General features: G+C 72.1%; 13 protein-coding genes. 10 read left to right on the top strand and 3 right to left on the bottom strand.

From position 1 onward, the window contains the following. The first annotated feature begins 104 nt into the window (after positions 1-104). Positions 105-938: a hypothetical protein gene (locus SPRI_RS11705; RefSeq protein ID WP_182327804.1), complete on the top strand. Its 834-nt coding sequence runs from the start codon at positions 105-107 to the stop codon at positions 936-938. 71 nt (positions 939-1009) lie between these two features. Here SPRI_RS11705 and SPRI_RS11700 read toward each other — a convergent pair whose 3' ends face one another. Then, positions 1010-1708, bottom strand: a complete 699-nt coding sequence (locus SPRI_RS11700; RefSeq protein ID WP_037776269.1) for an N-acetylmuramoyl-L-alanine amidase — start codon at positions 1706-1708, stop codon at positions 1010-1012. A gap of 61 nt (positions 1709-1769) precedes the next feature. On the opposite strand from SPRI_RS11700, the gene mnmA reads away from it, so the two are divergent. Beyond that, entirely contained in the window at positions 1770-2897 is a 1128-nt protein-coding gene (mnmA, locus tag SPRI_RS11695) for a tRNA 2-thiouridine(34) synthase MnmA (protein ID WP_053556905.1), read from the top strand. 627 nt (positions 2898-3524) lie between these two features. Here the strand turns inward: mnmA and SPRI_RS11690 are convergent. Continuing rightward, entirely contained in the window at positions 3525-4343 is an 819-nt protein-coding gene (locus SPRI_RS11690; protein WP_037773698.1) for an alpha/beta fold hydrolase, read from the bottom strand. Between the two features lie 110 nt (positions 4344-4453). After that, complete coding sequence (locus SPRI_RS11685) at positions 4454-5242, bottom strand: alpha/beta fold hydrolase (protein WP_005311589.1); 789 nt, start codon at positions 5240-5242, stop codon at positions 4454-4456. A gap of 102 nt (positions 5243-5344) precedes the next feature. Here SPRI_RS11685 and SPRI_RS11680 point away from each other — a divergent pair, with 102 nt between their 5' ends. The 8 genes from SPRI_RS11680 (at position 5345) to SPRI_RS11645 (ending at position 14548) form a co-directional block, all read left to right on the top strand. Then, positions 5345-5884 (top strand): LOG family protein, encoded by a 540-nt coding sequence (locus SPRI_RS11680; protein ID WP_005311583.1) that lies wholly within the window; start codon positions 5345-5347, stop codon positions 5882-5884. A gap of 16 nt (positions 5885-5900) precedes the next feature. Beyond that, positions 5901-6590 (top strand): SDR family oxidoreductase, encoded by a 690-nt coding sequence (locus tag SPRI_RS11675; RefSeq protein ID WP_005311580.1) that lies wholly within the window; start codon positions 5901-5903, stop codon positions 6588-6590. Between the two features lie 25 nt (positions 6591-6615). Beyond that, entirely contained in the window at positions 6616-7629 is a 1014-nt protein-coding gene (locus tag SPRI_RS11670) for a methionine synthase (protein WP_005311577.1), read from the top strand. A gap of 30 nt (positions 7630-7659) precedes the next feature. Beyond that, entirely contained in the window at positions 7660-9843 is a 2184-nt protein-coding gene (gene ligA, locus SPRI_RS11665) for an NAD-dependent DNA ligase LigA (protein ID WP_037773696.1), read from the top strand. A gap of 308 nt (positions 9844-10151) precedes the next feature. Continuing rightward, positions 10152-12284, top strand: coding sequence for a putative bifunctional diguanylate cyclase/phosphodiesterase (locus tag SPRI_RS11660; protein WP_037773694.1), 2133 nt, complete (start codon positions 10152-10154; stop codon positions 12282-12284). A 226-nt stretch (positions 12285-12510) separates the two neighbouring features. After that, on the top strand, positions 12511-12807 hold the full coding sequence (gene gatC, locus SPRI_RS11655) for an Asp-tRNA(Asn)/Glu-tRNA(Gln) amidotransferase subunit GatC (protein WP_005311569.1): 297 nt from the start codon (positions 12511-12513) through the stop codon (positions 12805-12807). 5 nt (positions 12808-12812) lie between these two features. After that, the gene (gatA, locus tag SPRI_RS11650) at positions 12813-14309 is read left to right on the top strand and encodes an Asp-tRNA(Asn)/Glu-tRNA(Gln) amidotransferase subunit GatA (RefSeq protein WP_005311566.1); all 1497 of its coding nucleotides are present in this window, start codon (positions 12813-12815) and stop codon (positions 14307-14309) included. Continuing rightward, the gene (locus tag SPRI_RS11645; RefSeq protein WP_005311562.1) at positions 14306-14548 is read left to right on the top strand and encodes a hypothetical protein; all 243 of its coding nucleotides are present in this window, start codon (positions 14306-14308) and stop codon (positions 14546-14548) included. The genes gatA and SPRI_RS11645 overlap by 4 nt, the downstream gene beginning before the upstream one ends. Positions 14549-14550 lie beyond the last annotated feature (2 nt).

Raw genomic sequence — 14550 nt, 5'->3', positions numbered from 1 at the left:
GTCCGCCCGCGCCGTGCCGGGAGAAGGTGTGGCGGCGGGCCCGGATCCCTCCTCGCGGTGGCGCGGGCCTTCGGCCGGGGCGGGCGTGGAAGGGCAGGCATCACATGGCGACGACGGACAGGCCCCACGCATCCGACGGACCTGGCGCAGCCGCGCCGAGCGGTGCCGGCCGGCCCGGCCGGCGAGCAGCGGGACGGACACGGCTGGCGGGTGCGGCGCTGATCGCGGCGGGCCTGCTCCCGGCCATCGCCTGCTGGCTCCTCTTCACCCAGTGGCTGCCTGCCGAGGTCGAGCGGTACCGGCAGTACACGGTGGCCGAGCCGTGTGCCGCCGGCGTGAGCGCTCCGTGGTGGGAGGACTGCCTGCGTACGGGTACGTTCACCGTCGAGCGCGTGGTGGTCGACAGGGGCTCCAAGAGCTCCAGCTTCCGGGCGACCCTGAACGGCGCGCCTTTCGAGAACGGGGTCACCGTGTCGTTCGGTGATCCCGGGCCGCTGCTGCAGGTGCTGCGACCGCGGGACGAGGTCGCGGCCACCACGTGGCGGGGCGACATCGTCGTGCTCGAAAGGGACGGTGTACGGCAGAGCACCTCCGAGGAACCCCGGCACGAGTCCCAGATGACGGCCGCGTTGGGCACTCTCCTGGGGCTCGTCGCGGCACTGGCCCTGGGATTCGGCTCGGTGCGGCTCCTCAGGCCCCGAGCCGTCGAGCCGTTCACCTGGCGCCGGTACGGCAAGGCGCTGTTCTTCACCATGCTGGGCACCTGTTTCGCCGTGGGGTTCCCGGCCATGTGGCTCGGACTCCCGTGGCAGGTGGTGCCTGTCGTCGCCGTGGCGATCGTGGGGTTCGTGGCCCGGCAGCTCCACCGTCACCGGCGGCCGACCGCCGGGGTGTCGGCGTCGGAGAACGACACCGAAGCCGACGCGCGGAAAAGGTGACACCGGCGCCGTCGCGCGCAGCAGGTGACGCATGGGTCGACGTCCCGGCGCGAGCGCTCGGACGCCGTCGCTCAGGCGGTCTTCTCCGCCGCCTCAGCCGCCTGCCGGGCCGCCGGCATCGACGCCGCGACCAGCTTCATGTACTTCGGCCAGTCCCAGTGCGGCCCCGGGTCGGTGTGGTCCGTCCCCGGGACCTCGACATGTCCCACGATGTGCTCCCGGTCCACCGGTATGCCGTGACGCACACAGATGTCCGCGGTCAGTTTCGCCGAGCCCTGGTACATCGCGTCGGTGAAGTTTTGCGGCCGGTCCACGAAGCCCTCGTGCTCGATGCCGATGCTGCGCTCGTTGTACGAGCGGTTTCCGGCGTGGTACGCGACATCCAGCTCGCGGATCATCTGCGCCACATGGCCGTCCTTGCGCACCACGTAATGGGTCGCCGCGCCGTGCAGGGGGTCCCGGAAGACCTTGAGCGCGGTGGGATAGCTGCCCTGCACGACATGGATGACGACCCGGTCGATCTCGTAGTCGTCGGGCCGGTCGGCCAGCCGCCAGTTCGCGGCGTTGGCGGCGACCCACTGCGCGCCCGCGTGGTCGATCTCGCCCTCCTTGCGCGGAGTGCGCACCCACGGCATACCCCGCCACAGCCGGCGCAGCTCCTCCTCGACCAGCACGCCCCCGCCGATGACCGCCGCCCCGCCGCCGATCAGCACGGCCCGCCGGCTCACTCTGTGCTTTTTGCCGCCGTCGTGCTTCTTCTCGCTGCCCATGACGGTCACAACGCATACTCGCGAGCTTTCGGTTCCCCGGCACCCGTACCCTGGTAGCGCTATGACTGAGACTTCCCAGCGCCCCCTCCGCGTCCTCGCCGCCATGTCCGGCGGCGTGGACTCCGCCGTCGCCGCCGCCCGCGCGGCAGAGGCCGGTCACGATGTGACCGGTGTGCACCTGGCGCTCTCCGCGAACCCGCAGTCCTTCCGCACGGGTGCCCGTGGCTGCTGCACCATCGAGGACTCGCGCGACGCGCGCCGCGCCGCGGACGTCATCGGTATCCCCTTCTACGTGTGGGACCTGGCGGAACGCTTCCGTGAGGACGTGGTCGAGGACTTCATCGCCGAGTACGAGGCGGGCCGCACGCCCAACCCGTGCCTGCGCTGCAACGAGAAGATCAAGTTCGCCGCGCTGCTCGACAAGGCCCTCGCGCTCGGCTTCGACGCGGTGTGCACCGGCCACTACGCCACCGTCGTCCTGAAGGACGACGGCAGCCGCGAGCTGCACCGGGCCAGCGACATGGCCAAGGACCAGTCGTACGTGCTGGGCGTCCTCGACGAGAGGCAGCTCGCGCACGCGATGTTCCCGCTCGGCGACACGCTGACCACCAAGGACGAGATCCGGGCGGAGGCCGAGCGGCGCGGGCTCGCGGTCGCGAAGAAGCCCGACAGCCACGACATCTGCTTCATCGCCGACGGCGACACCCAGGGCTTCCTGGCGGACCGCCTCGGCACCGCGGAGGGCGACATCGTCGACGAGTCGGGCAAGAAGCTCGGCAGTCACGAGGGAGCCTTCGGGTTCACCATCGGGCAGCGCAAGGGCCTGCGCATCGGCCACCCCGCGCCCGACGGCAAGCCGCGCTACGTCCTGGACATCTCCCCGGTGAACAACACGGTGACCGTCGGCCCGGTCGAGGCCCTCGACGTCACCGCCCTCACCGCGATCAAGCCCCGCTGGTGCGGCGCGGCCCCGGAGGGCCCCGGCACGTACACCGCCCAGCTGCGCGCCCACGGCGGCGAGACGGAGGTGACGGCCGAGCTGGTCGACGGCTCCGAGCTGCGCGTCACCTTCACCGAGCCGGTCCGCGGCGTGGCCCCCGGCCAGGCGGTCGTCCTCTACGACGGCACGCGGGTGGTCGGCTCGGCGACACTCGCGACGACGACCCGGCGGGCGACGGCGGTCGCCTAGGCGTCCCGCCGCGGACGGCGACGGCGGTCGCCCAGGCGGCTCCGCCGCGGGTGACGTGGTCGGGCAGCCCCTGTCGCGGCGACGGCGGTCAGGCACCCCGCCGCCGACGGGAACGCCCTCGCTCACACACTCTGTCGTCGGCGACGGCGGTTCGCCGAGGGAGCCGCGTCGCGGCCGACGTGGTCCGACATCCCCGCCGCGGGCGATGTGTCGGGCAGCGCCTTCGGCAGCGGGCGACGGCGGTCAGGCACCCCGCCGCCGATGGGAACGCCCTCGCTCACACTCTCTCGTCGGTGACGGCGGTCGCCCAGGCGGCCCCGCCAGGCAGTCCCTGTCGCGGCGACGGCGGTAGGCACCGCCGGTAGTGGCCTGGCTCAAGGGCCCCGTCGTCGGCGACGGCGGTTCGCCGAGGGGGCCGCGTCGGGGCCGACGTGGTCCGACATCCCCGCCGCGGGCGATGTGTCAGCGCCTTCGGCAGGGGGCGACGGCGGTCGCCCAGGCGGCCCCGCCGCGGGTGACGTGGTCGGGCAACCAGCGCCGCAGCGACGGCGGTCAGGCACCCCGCCGCCAGCGGGCGACGGCGGTCGCCCGGCCGTCGTCCCGTCCCGCCCGGCCGCACCCGGCGGATCAGGAAGTGCCCTGGACCACCTGCTCGTCGAGGAACGCCAGCAGCGCCTTGTTGAACCGCGCGGGCTGTTCGGCCCCCGGGAGGTGGCCCGCGTCTTCGATCACCGTGAGCGTGGCGTGCGGGATCAGGTCACGCATCGCCTCCGCGTCGGAGACAGGGGTGTACGCGTCGTCCGTCCCCACGACGATCAGCACCGGTGACTTCACCGCGGCCAGCGTGTCCCGGTAGTCCGGCCGCTCCGCGCGGCCGCGGAGGGCAGCCGCCGCGCCCTCGGGTGCCGTCGTGCGCATCATCGTCAGCACCTGCGCCGCGACGTCCGGCATGGCCGTGACGTTGTACGCCGCCAGCATCTTGTCGATCACTTCGTCCGCGTACCCGTCCATGCCCTCGGCGAGCAGCCGGTCGGCGAGGCTGTTGCGGAAGGCCTTGCCCTCCTCCGTCTCCGCGACCGGGGAGGTGTCCGACAGGACCAGCGCCCGCACGCGCGGCGCGTAGGAACGCTGGAACTCCATCGCGATCTGGCCCCCCATGGAGACACCGCCGACCACGACGCGCTCGAGACCGAGACGGTCGAGGAGGCCCGCGATGTCGTCGGCGAAGTCGGAGAGCAGGGTCTTGCCGGGGACCACCTCGCTCTCGCCGTAACCCCGCAGGTCGGGGGTGATCACGCGGTACCCGGCCGCGGTCAGGGCCTCGGTCTGGGGCGCCCAGAGGGAGCGGTTGAAGGGGTGCCCGTGGACGAGGACGACGGGCACGCCGTCGGCCGGGCCCTGGTCGCTGTAGTGGATCGCTGCACCGTTGACGGTCACTCGGCTCATGCCGGGAACTCTACAGATGCGATCAAGGGCAGGTTCGGCGCGAACTGGCCGCCATGGCACGGCACTTACGGCCAGGTCCGCCCGCGTGCGACGCGGAACCCTCACGCCTCTCACGCGTGGAAGAACCGGATCAGCGTCGGCGCCAGGACGTGCGGGGCCACTTCGTGCGTCTGGCCCGTCAGAGTGTGGTGGCGGCCGCGGGGGAGGGCCGTCGCCACCGCGCGTGCGGCGTCGCGCATCCCGACCGGGCTCGCGCCGCCGTCGACCACCATCACACGGGCGGTGACGGAGGCGAGGAGCGACGTCGGCACCAGGCCGTCGCCCATCACCTCGTGGTCGTACGCCAAGGTGTGCGCCAGCGCCTCCATGTCGGACCACACCGGCAGCGGACGGAGCCCGGCCACGGCTTCCTCGGGCATCCCCACAGCGGCCATGAACACGGCGAGCGCGTCGCCCCGCCGCCCCTGTGCGAGGAGTGCCGTCATCCGGTCGACGTACTCGGTACTGCCCTGCCCGGCCGCCGGCTCCGTATCGAACGGAGGTTCGTAGAGCGACAGTTGGGTGATCGGCAGGCCGGCCGCGGCGGCGCGCAGCGCGAGCGCGGCGCCCGAGGACGTGCCGTGGACGGCGGCCCGCCCGCCGGCCGCCCCGATGACGGCGGCCAGGTCCTCGATCTCGCGCCGCACCGCGTACGGGGCCGTGTCGCCGCTCGCCCCCCGGCCGCGGCGGTCGTACGTGAACACGCTGAAATGCGGGGCGAGCAGCCCGGCCAGCGGCGCGTCCGACGCGGACGTGCACAGCGCTCCGCCGACCAGCACCAACGCCGGTCCGGCGCCGCGCCGTTCGTAGGCGATGAGAGTGCCGTCCGCGGACTCGGCCTTCATCACGGCCGCGCTCATGGTGGTGTCCATGAGAGAGCTGACCGGGCCGCTCGTGAGAACTCATCGCTCCGGCGGAAAAATTCCGTAAGGGATGTCGGTGCCCCCCTTTACGGTGGTCGCATGAACATCTGCGTCTTCCTCTCCGCCGCCGATCTCGACGAGCGCTACACCCGCCCCGCCCGCGAGTTCGCCGAGCTCATCGGCAAGGGCGGTCACACACTGGTGTGGGGCGGCTCGGAGAGCGGACTGATGAAGGTCGTCGCGGACGGCGTGCAGGAGGCCGGCGGGCGGCTGATCGGCGTCTCCGTCGAGTTCCTCCGGTCCAAGGCGCGGGCGAACGCCGACGAGATGGTGATCGCCAAGGACCTCGCGGAGCGCAAGGCGCTGCTGCTCGCCAGGTCCGACGCCGTCGTGATCATGGTCGGTGGCACCGGGACGCTCGACGAGGCGACGGAGATCCTGGAGCTGAAGAAGCACGGCCATCACACCAAGCCGGTCGTCCTGCTCAACGCCGCGGGGTTCTACGACGGACTCAAGCAGCAGTTCCAGCGGATGGAGGACGAGGGCTTCCTGCCCCTGCCGCTCACCGAGCTCGTGTTCTTCGCCGAGGACGGCGCCGGCGCCATGGCGTACCTCGAGGAGTCCGCCGGCATCCGGTAGTGCGAGCATGGCGGGCATGACCACCCATCTGATCACCGGCGCCGGATCCGGCATCGGCGCTGCCGTCACCCGTCGTCTGCACGAGCGGGGCGACGATGTCGTCCTCGTCGCGCGGGACGCGGGCCGGGCCAAGGAATTCGAAGCGCGCTACCCGGGAGCCGGCACGCTCGTCGCCGACCTCGCGGACCCCGACCGGATCTCCTGGGCCCTCGGGCAGCAGTCCATGCCGTCGAGCGTCGACTCGCTGCTGCACATCGCCGGCATCGTCGACCTCGGACCGGTCGGCGACCTGCGCCCGAAGACCTGGCGCCAGCAGCTCAACGTGAATCTGATCGCGCCCGCCGAGCTGACCCGGCTGTTCCTTCCCCAACTGCGGGCCGCCCAGGGCCATGTGGTCTTCGTCAACTCCGGCGCCGGCCTCGCCGCCCACGCCGAGTGGGCCGCGTACGCCGCCTCCAAGCACGGACTGAAGGCCCTCGCCGACTCCCTGCGGCACGAGGAGCACGCCGCCGGTGTACGGGTCACCTCCGTCTACCCGGGGCGTACCGCGAGCCCCATGCAGGCCAAGGTGCACTCGCAGGAGGGCAAGGAGTACGACCCCTCCCGCTGGATCGACCCCGAATCGGTCGCCACGGCGATCCTGACCGCCCTGGACCTGCCGCGCGACGCGGAGATCAACGATCTGACGGTGCGGCCGGGGCGCTGAGCGCGGGGACACGTACGCTGCCGGGGTGAGCGAGAAGAACGAGTTCCGATGGGGCCCCGCGACCGGCGTGGGCTCCTTGCCCGGCGGCGACGCACGCGAGGCGGCGAGGACGGTCACCGGGTCCTTCGAGGAGTTCGCGCACCTGGCGGAACTGCCCGCCAGGGGACCGGGCGCGGACATGATCGGCCGGACCGTCGGCCTCCTCGTGGAGATGTACGCCCATGTGGAGCCGAGCGGCTGGCGGATCAGCGACCGGCCCGGCCGCGACACCCGCAGGGCCCGCTCCTGGATGGGCGAGGACCTCGACGCGCTGGAGGAGTTCACCCAGGGCTACGAGGGCCCGCTGAAGGTGCAGGCCGTCGGCCCGTGGACGCTCGCCGCCGCCCTCGAGCGGCGCGGCGGCGAGGCGGCGCTCGGCGACCCCGGCGCCTGCCGGGACCTCGCCGCGTCCCTCGCCGAGGGGCTGCGTGATCACCTCGCCGAGGTGCGCCGCCGTGTTCCCGGCGCCCGTGTGGTGCTCCAGCTCGACGAGCCGTCCCTCACTGCGGTGCTGCGCGGGCAGGTCAGGACGGCCAGCGGGTACCGCACGTACCGTGCCGTCGACCGGCAGGTCGTCGAGAGCACGCTGCGCGACGTCATGGCCGCCACGGACGGGCCGGTGGTCGTGCACTCCTGCGCGCCGGACGTGCCGTTCGCGCTGCTGCGCCGCGCCGGCGTCCAGGGGATCTCGTTCGATTTCGGTCTGCTCACGGAACGTGACGAGGAGTCCATCGGTGAGGCTGTGGAGGCCGGCACGAAGCTCTTCGCGGGCGTCGTCCCCTCCACCGACGCCGCGTCGGACGGATTGTCGGTGGGCGCCGATATCGTCAAGGGTGTACGGACGCTGTGGCGCAGGCTGGGGCTGAATCCGGGGACTCTCGCCGAGTCGATCGTGATCACTCCGACGTGCGGGCTCGCGGGCGCCTCGCCCGCGTACGCCCGGGCGGCGCTCGCCCACTGCGTCCGCGCCGCGAGATCCCTCGCGGACAACCCTGAGTAACGGGTGCACGGACAACGGGAGGACGAAACGGTGGCCGGCGAACAGCAGACGAACCTGCCCGCCCAGGCCCGGGAGGAGCACGCGCTCCTGGCCGAGCAGATCGAGGAGCACCGCTTCCGGTACTACGTGAAGGACAGCCCCGTCATCAGCGACGCGGAGTTCGACAAGCTCCTCCGGGAGCTCGAAGGGCTCGAGGAGCGGTACCCGGAGCTGCGCACGCCCGACTCGCCGACCCAGAAGGTCGCCGGGGACTACGAGACCGAGCTGACCAAGGTCGAGCACCGCGAGCGGATGCTCTCCCTGGACAACGCCTTCGACGACGCGGAGCTCGCCGCCTGGGCCGAGCGCGTCGCCCGCGACGTCGGCGCCCCCGGCTACCACTTCCTGTGCGAGCTGAAGGTCGACGGCCTCGCGGTCAACCTGACCTACGAGAAGGGCCGGCTGACCCGCGCGGCGACCCGCGGCGACGGGCGCGTGGGCGAGGACATCACTCCGAACGCCCGCACCATCGCCGGTATCCCGGACCGGCTGGGGGGCGACCGTATTCCCCGCCTCGTGGAGATCCGCGGCGAGGTCTACTTCCCCATGGAGCAGTTCCAGGAGCTCAACGCCCGCCGTGTGGCCGCCGGCGAGCAGCCCTACGCCAACCCGCGCAACTCCGCCTCCGGTTCGCTGCGCCAGAAGGACCCCAAGGTCACCGCCACGCTGCCGCTGCGCATGGTGGTGCACGGCATCGGCGCTCGCGAGGGCCTGACGATCGACCGGCTCTCCCAGGCGTACGACCTGCTCCGCGAGTGGGGTCTGCCCACCGCCCGGCACAACAAGGTGGTCGGCTCGCTGGAGGAGGTGCGGGAGTTCATCGCCTACTTCGGTGAGCACCGCCACTCCGTGGAGCACGAGATCGACGGGGTCGTGGTCAAGCTCGACGAGATCCCGCTGCAGGGCCGTCTCGGGTCGACCGCGCGTGCGCCGCGCTGGGCGATCGCCTGGAAGTACGCGCCGGAGGAGGTCAACACCAAGCTGGTCAACATCCGCGTCGGTGTCGGCCGCACCGGCCGTGTCACCCCGTACGCCCAGGTCGAGCCGGTCACGGTGGCGGGCTCCGAGGTCGAGTTCGCGACCCTGCACAACCAGGACGTGGTCAAGGCCAAGGGCGTCCTCATCGGTGACACGGTGGTGCTGCGCAAGGCCGGTGACGTCATCCCCGAGATCCTCGGCCCGGTGGTGGACCTGCGGGACGGCAGCGAGCGGGAGTTCGTGATGCCGGCCGAGTGCCCCGAGTGCGGCACCGCGCTGCGGCCCATGAAGGAGGGCGACGTCGACCTGCGGTGCCCCAACGCCCGCTCGTGCCCCGCCCAGTTGCGGGAGCGACTCTTCTACCTGGCGGGGCGCAAGGCACTCGACATCGAGCATTTCGGTTACGTCGCGGCCGCGGCTCTCACCCAGCCGCTCGAGCCCGCGGAGCCGCCGCTCGTCGACGAGGGCGACCTGTTCGACCTCACCATGGAGCAGCTGCTGCCCATCAAGGCGTACGTCCTCGACCAGGACAGCGGCCTCCCCAAGCGCGACCCGAAGACCGGCGAGGACAAGATCGCGACGGTGTTCGCCAACCAGAAGGGCGAGCCGCGCAGGAACGCCGTGGCGATGCTGGAGAACATCGCGGCGGCCAAGGAGCGCCCGCTGGCCCGCATCATCACGGGACTGTCGATCCGTCATGTGGGCCCGGTCGCCGCCGAGGCGCTCGCCCGTGAGTTCCGCTCCATCGACCGTATCGAGCAGGCGACGGAGGAGGAGCTCGCGGCGGTCGACGGTGTGGGCCCCACCATCGCCGCCGCGCTCAAGCAGTGGTTCGAGGAGGACTGGCACCGCGAGATCCTGCGCAAGTGGCGTGCGGCGGGCGTGCGGACGGAGGAGCACGGCTCGGGGGAGGACGCGGGGCCGCGTCCGCTCGAAGGGCTGACGGTCGTCGTCACCGGAACGCTGGAGAACCACACCAGGGATGGCGCAAAAGAAGCGCTCCAGAGCCTCGGAGCGAAAGTGGCCGGTTCCGTATCGAAGAAGACGAGCTTCGTGGTGGTCGGTGACAATCCCGGTTCCAAGTACGACAAGGCAGTGCAGTTGAAGGTGCCGGTTCTGGACGAGTCGGGCTTCGCGGTCCTCCTCGAAGAGGGACCGGAGGCGGCTCGTGAGGCTGCTGTGACCGAGGAGGCGTGACAAAAGGGGCTCGGACGGGCGCTCGACGGGGGCGCGCGAGGCGCATCGCTGCGGCACGAGGGGCAGGATCCGGACGCTCGGAGCGCCGGTCGAACGCCCACTACAGGTCACCCGTTCAGCGCATACCAGATGGATAAGGGTGGCCGGGTCGCATTCGGGCAAGAGCTGTAGAGCGCTGCCCGTGCGGGTCTCCCGCGCCTACTGTTGAAATGTGCGCCTGTCGTGCACGGCTGCGTGGTGGGATTCAGTCGTGGTGGCATGACAACGGGAGCCATCGCGAGGCACCGCCGGCTGTGAGAGGGACGGGAATGAAACCGACCGAGAGCGCCGCCCCGGTCTCACGGCCGCGTGCACTCGCGGCCCTGGTGGGCAGGAAACCCGGCCTGCCCGCGGCCGTCGTGGCAACTGCCGCGCTCGTGCTGGGCATCGGAGTCGTACGGAATCTCCAGGAGGAGCGCGCGCTCTTCCCCGCCGGCACCGTCGGCTGGTCGCTCGCCGTGCTCACCGGGATCATCGTCGGACATCTTGTCGCCCTCGGCCGCGACCGCTGGTGGGGCGGCGCCGGATCGGGGGCCGCGCTGACGCTGGCCACCCTGCTCCTGTTCGGCTGGGTGGCGGCGGGTCTGGTCTCCCTGGCCGTGGTGGCCCTCGTCGGCGCCGCCTGCCGCAACCGCTGGCGGCAGGGCGTGCTGCACGGCGCCGTCGACGTCCTCGGTATCGGAGCGGCGGCGCTCGCGCTCGCGCTCTTCGACGTCGTGCCCACCGTCGAGCGGCCCTGGGACCCGCTCAGCTGGGAGCCCGCGGCCGCGCCCGAGGTGATCCTCGCCGCGACCGCGTATCTGGGCGCCACCCGGCTGCTGCTCTGGTACGTGCTGGCACCGCAGGCCGGCGGTCTGCCGACCGTCGCACGCACGGCCCTGCTGCGGCAGGGCCTCGTCGCCGTCGCGCTCGTCGGCATAGCTCCGCTGATCTGCGTCGTCGCCGTCGCGATGCCGCTGCTGCTGCCCCTGTTCGCGGTGCCGCTGATCGCGCTGGACTACACGCTGTGGATCGCCAGGGCCAGGGCCGAGGAGCAGCTGCGGGACCCGCTCACGGGACTGCCCAACCGTCAGTGGCTGCTGGAGCGCACCTGGTCCGCACTGGAGGACGCGGAGAGCAGCGGCGCGCGCGCCGCGCTCGTCCTGATCGACCTCGACCGCTTCCGGTCGGTCAACGACACACTCGGTCACCTCGCGGGGGACCGGCTCCTGCTGCAGATCGCCGACCGGCTCCGGCTCGCCCTGCCGCGGGGCGCGGAGGCCGCACGACTCGGCGGCGACGAGTTCGCGGTGCTGCTGCCCACCGCCGACTCCACGACCTCCGCCCAGCGGATCGCCAGGCACCTCGTCGCCGAACTGTCCTCCCCGCTCGACCTCGACGGGCTGACCCTCGTCCTGGAGGCCAGCGCCGGACTCGCCGTCTTCCCCGACCACGCGCTGGACGCCGAAGGGCTGCTGCGCCGCGCGGACGTGGCGATGTACCAGGCCAAGCGCGACCGCACGGGCGTCGAGGTGTACGAGTCCAAGCGCGACAGCAACACCCCCGACCGGCTCGGTCTCCTCGGCGACCTGCGCCGCGCGCTGGACGCCGGAGACGTCGAACTCCACTACCAGCCCAAGGTCCGCTTCGACGGGCACGTCGCCGGTCTCGAGGCCCTGGTCCGCTGGGTCCACCCCGAGCGCGGGCGGGTCCCCCCGGACGAGTTCATCGCCATCGCGGAGTCCTCCGGCCTGATGCCGCACCTGACCGAGTACGTCCTCGAGACGGCGCTCGCCCAGGTCGCCAGATGGCGCGCGCAGGGGCTCGAGGTCCCGGTCGCCGTCAACGTCTCCCCCCGAGACGTCCACACACCCGGCTTCGCCGGTGCCGTGGCCGCCAGGCTCGCCCGGCACGGCGTGCCCGCGGGCGCGCTCCAGCTGGAGATAACGGAGCACGTGCTGCTGGAGGACCCGCAGCGGGCCGCGGACACCCTGGCCGGGCTCGCCGACCACGGTGTGAAGATGTCGCTGGACGACTTCGGCACCGGCTACTCGTCGCTGGTCCACCTGCGCCGGCTGCCCGTCAGCGAGCTGAAGATCGACCGTTCCTTCGTGGCCAGGCTCGCGGTCGACGCGGAGGACGCGGAGATCGTCCGCTGCACCGTGGACCTCGCCCACTCGCTCGGCCTGCTGGTGGTCGCGGAGGGCGTCGAGGACGACGAGACCTGGGAGCGGCTGAGGGACCTGCGCTGCGACGCGGTGCAGGGCTGGCTGGTCGCCGCGGCGATGCCGCCGCAGGAGGCCACGGCCTGGCTGCTGGCCCGGGGAGTGCACGGCTGGCACCGCCCGGCCCTCCCGGCGGCCGGCGAGATCCCCCCGCCCCAGCCACGGGCGGACCGTACCTCGGGCCGTGCGGTGACGTAACCCCTGCTGGGATGGCGGCGGTGACGCGCTCGGCGCCCCGTACGCGGCGCGGGCGCGGAGCCGCCCGCGCAGCGGTCACGGGGTGTGCGTCACCCCGCGCCGGACCGGGGCGCGGCCCGGTCCGGGGGAGCGGCGGGGCGGGGGCCGAGCAATCCGTTTCACGGTCACGGGCGCTCGCCCCATAGGATTGGGCAAAACCATCACACTCACCCCTGAGGATCGCTGCATGCCTGGCATCACGCGCGAGGAGGTCGCCCACCTCGCACGGCTGGCGCGTCTGGAGCTGTCCGGCGAAGAGCTCGAGCACTTCGCCGGACAGCTCGACGACATCATCGGCGCGGTCGCCCGCGTCTCCGAGGTCGCCGACCAAGACGTACCGCCGACCTCCCACCCGCTGCCGCTGACCAATGTCATGCGCGCGGACGAGGTCCGTCCGTCGCTCACCCCCGAGCAGGCGCTCTCCGGCGCCCCGGCCCAGGAGCAGCAGCGTTTCAAGGTGCCGCAGATCCTGGGGGAGGACTAATCACCATGTCGGACAGCATCATCAAGCTCACCGCCGCCGAGATCGCCACGAAGATCGCCGCCGGCGAGCTCACGGCCGTCGAGGTGACGCAGGCACACCTGGCCCGTATCGAGGCCGTCGACGAGAAGGTGCACGCCTTCCTCCACGTCGACCGCGAGGGCGCCCTCGCGCAGGCCCGCGCCGTCGACGAGAAGCGCGCCAAGGGCGAGAAGCTCGGTCCTCTCGCCGGTGTGCCGCTCGCGCTGAAGGACATCTTCACCACCGAGGGCATCCCCACCACGGTCGGCTCCAAGATCCTCGAGGGCTGGATCCCGCCGTACGACGCGACGGTCACCCGGCGCCTCAAGGCGGCCGACGTCGTCATCCTCGGCAAGACCAACATGGACGAGTTCGCCATGGGGTCCTCCACCGAGAACAGCGCGTACGGCCCGACGGGCAACCCGTGGGACCTCACCCGTATCCCCGGCGGCTCCGGCGGTGGCTCCAGCGCCGCGCTCGCCGCCTACGAGGCGCCGCTCGCCATCGGCACGGACACCGGCGGCTCGATCCGTCAGCCCGCCGCCGTGACGGCGACGGTCGGCGTCAAGCCCACGTACGGCGGAGTGTCGCGGTACGGCATGGTCGCGTTCAGCAGCAGCCTCGACCAGGGCGGGCCGTGCGCCCGTACCGTCCTCGACGCCGCGTTGCTCCACGAGGTCATCGCCGGGCACGACCCGCTCGACTCGACGTCCATCGACGCGCCGGTCCCGCCGGTCGTCGAGGCGGCCCGCAACGGCTCCGTGGCCGGGATGCGCGTCGGCGTCGTCAAGCAGTTCCGCGGCGAGGGCTACCAGGCCGGCGTCGTGCAGCGCTTCGACGAGTCGGTGGAGCTGCTGAAGGAGCTCGGCGCCGAGATCGTCGAGCTGGACTGCCCGTCCTTCGACCTGGCGCTTTCCGCGTACTACCTGATCGCGCCGTCCGAGTGCTCCTCGAACCTCGCCCGCTTCGATGCCATGCGCTACGGCCTGCGGGTCGGCGACGACGGCACGAAGTCCGCGGAGGACGTCACCGCGCTGACCCGCGAGGCCGGCTTCGGAGACGAGGTCAAGCGCCGCATCATGCTCGGCACGTACGCGCTCAGCTCCGGCTACTACGACGCGTACTACGGCTCCGCGCAGAAGGTCCGCACCCTCATCACCCGGGACTTCGAGAAGGCGTTCGAGCAGGTCGACGTGATCGTCTCCCCGACGACGCCGACCACCGCCTTCCCGATCGGCGAGCGCGCCGACGACCCGATGGCGATGTACCTCGCGGACCTGTGCACCATCCCGACCAACCTGGCCGGCAACGCGGCCATGTCGCTGCCCTGCGGTCTCGCACCGGAGGACGGCCTGCCCGTCGGCCTGCAGATCATCGCCCCGGCCATGAAGGACGACCGTCTGTACAAGGTCGGTGCGGCCGTCGAGGCCGCGTTCGTGGAACGCTGGGGTCACCCGCTGCTCGAGGAGGCTCCGTCGCTATGAGTGCCATGGCAAAGAAGGCCAAGAACTTCAAGAAGTCCAGGACCGGGCTGTACGTGTCGCTCGGCAGCACCGCGTTCGGCGCGATCAGCGTCGCCAAGCAGGCCAAGCTGGCCCGCCAGGACGGCGACGTGCTGCGGCTGATCGACGCCGCGGTGTCCGCCGCCGCCATCGTCACCGGCCTGGCCATCCTCTACCGCGAGCTGAAGCGGCTCGGCGACGACGACGTTCTGCTGGGCTGAGA

Source organism: Streptomyces pristinaespiralis (genome assembly GCF_001278075.1).
GTDB lineage: Bacteria > Actinomycetota > Actinomycetes > Streptomycetales > Streptomycetaceae > Streptomyces > Streptomyces pristinaespiralis.
Note: the sequence above shows the minus strand (reverse complement) of the source record. Positions and strands in the feature narration are given on the sequence as shown.

Excerpts from the sequence above, each read along its gene's own strand:
- SPRI_RS11705 (WP_182327804.1), top strand. The coding sequence starts at position 105 with ATGGCGACGACGGACAGGCCCCACGCATCCGACGGACCTGGCGCAGCC.
- SPRI_RS11700 (WP_037776269.1), bottom strand. The coding sequence starts at position 1,708 with ATGGGCAGCGAGAAGAAGCACGACGGCGGCAAAAAGCACAGAGTGAGC.
- mnmA (WP_053556905.1), top strand. The coding sequence starts at position 1,770 with ATGACTGAGACTTCCCAGCGCCCCCTCCGCGTCCTCGCCGCCATGTCC.
- SPRI_RS11690 (WP_037773698.1), bottom strand. The coding sequence starts at position 4,343 with ATGAGCCGAGTGACCGTCAACGGTGCAGCGATCCACTACAGCGACCAG.
- SPRI_RS11685 (WP_005311589.1), bottom strand. The coding sequence starts at position 5,242 with ATGAGCGCGGCCGTGATGAAGGCCGAGTCCGCGGACGGCACTCTCATC.
- SPRI_RS11680 (WP_005311583.1), top strand. The coding sequence starts at position 5,345 with ATGAACATCTGCGTCTTCCTCTCCGCCGCCGATCTCGACGAGCGCTAC.
- SPRI_RS11675 (WP_005311580.1), top strand. The coding sequence starts at position 5,901 with ATGACCACCCATCTGATCACCGGCGCCGGATCCGGCATCGGCGCTGCC.
- SPRI_RS11660 (WP_037773694.1), top strand. The coding sequence starts at position 10,152 with ATGAAACCGACCGAGAGCGCCGCCCCGGTCTCACGGCCGCGTGCACTC.
- gatC (WP_005311569.1), top strand. The coding sequence starts at position 12,511 with ATGCCTGGCATCACGCGCGAGGAGGTCGCCCACCTCGCACGGCTGGCG.
- gatA (WP_005311566.1), top strand. The coding sequence starts at position 12,813 with ATGTCGGACAGCATCATCAAGCTCACCGCCGCCGAGATCGCCACGAAG.
- SPRI_RS11645 (WP_005311562.1), top strand. The coding sequence starts at position 14,306 with ATGAGTGCCATGGCAAAGAAGGCCAAGAACTTCAAGAAGTCCAGGACC.